The following is a 1522-nucleotide window of genomic DNA, read 5'->3' on the forward strand; positions in this document are numbered from 1 at the left end:
AACCGAAACAATCATAGATGCTTTGCACACTCAAATTCAGTCACCCGTAAAAAAAAACCAAGAACTTATCGAAACCTCAGGGTAAGAGCATCTTAATCAGGCTTGACACAAGCACTTGAGAATCTGCATCATATAGTCATCATTCATCGCCGCTCGTTTCTTTTTTTGTCGCAAACTACGTCGGAGAGTCGTTTCTTGATTGATGGCATTAAGTGCCATTCGTCTTAGAAGAGCCAAGTTTTGAGGGCTGTTTAACGACAGAATGCGACATTGGTCTTCATTAAAAGTGACATCTAAAGTCCAATGAACTTGGTTTTCAATCCCCCAATGTTGACGAATTACACGACCATTAAGCTGAGCATCCACTGGTAAAGAACTTAGGTAAAACTGTACCTCTTGAGTCGTTTTGTTCCAAAGATGACGGACTCGTTCTACACAAACAATAGTCTGAATGTCAGTCCATTGTTCTTGTTTATAAAGTCCTCCTAATGCCGCCACTGGCACCGCCCAAACTTTTCTAATTTCGACGCGATGATGTCCCTTTTCTGTGCGGGAATCCTGACTCACTTCAATTCCCTCAAACTGTTGAGATTTCGCCATATCAAACCAGGTTTTAACTTGATTATAAAGAGTTGGATGATTACTTTTTAAGGTGACTACATAATCGGCTTTTTTCTGACGAATCAACCGAAGAATCTCGGTTTGTGTCCCCATCGCATCAATCGTAATAATGGCTCCGGTGATGTCAATTAATTCCAACAATGCCGGGAGCGCTGTGATTTCATTTGAATGGTCTTCAACTTTGACTTGTCCCAAAACTAACCGATGTTCACTCGCCCATGCCGTCACTAAATGTAAGTTTTTTACCCCTTTTTGTCGGTCATAAGACCCTCTCAGACTTTTGCCATCAATCGGGATCACTTCTTGAGCAACTGACCCGATTAATTGTTTCATCCACTGAGCTAATTTTTGCTCTAAAATTTTTGGCTCTAGCTTTTCAAAGACCCGACGGAATGTATCGTCACTTGGGATGCCATTGGGTAACTTTAAAAACTTTTGTAACCAGGTAAACTTACTGATTCCATAATTTTCCATGTCTTCCCACCCATCCGCTCCGGCTATCACAGCTAATAAGGCAATGACGAGAATATCTTTGAGTAAGTGGTGTTTGGTTCGCTCCACTCTTGGATCTGGTACGTCATCAAAATAATTTGAAAAGCCAGCTTGTAAATCTTCCATAGAGATGGGTTTTGGCTTGTTGAACTCTTGGGATTTTGCCGTTGGCTTGGAAGGAGCGAATCCTTTACTCATGCCCATAAACTTTTCCTTACCTTGATGACTTAGCTTTTGAGGCATTATAGAACCGTTAATGACGAGCGGGCTACCTGTGTATTTTGTTTGTTTTGTCAAGTACAATTTATACCAAATTAGATGAGCTTACCCTGATCGAAACCTAGCCAGAAAAGAATACTTGACAGTAGCAAAGAAACGAAGATCATCACTAAAAGAACGAAGAAAAGCG

General features: G+C 40.9%; 1 protein-coding gene. It reads right to left on the reverse strand.

What is annotated here, in order from left to right:
* Nucleotides 1–96: 96 nt before the first annotated feature.
* Nucleotides 97–1311 (reverse strand): ISAs1 family transposase, encoded by a 1215-nt coding sequence (locus QUA88_RS29395; protein WP_333058664.1) that lies wholly within the window; start codon nucleotides 1309–1311, stop codon nucleotides 97–99.
* Nucleotides 1312–1522 lie beyond the last annotated feature (211 nt).

Origin of the sequence: Microcoleus sp. D3_18_C2 (assembly GCF_036702395.1) — a bacterium.
Taxonomy (GTDB): Bacteria; Cyanobacteriota; Cyanobacteriia; order Cyanobacteriales; family Microcoleaceae; genus Microcoleus.

Coding starts and splice junctions, on each gene's coding strand:
- QUA88_RS29395 (WP_333058664.1), bottom strand. CDS start 1,311: ATGAGTAAAGGATTCGCTCCTTCCAAGCCAACGGCAAAATCCCAAGAG.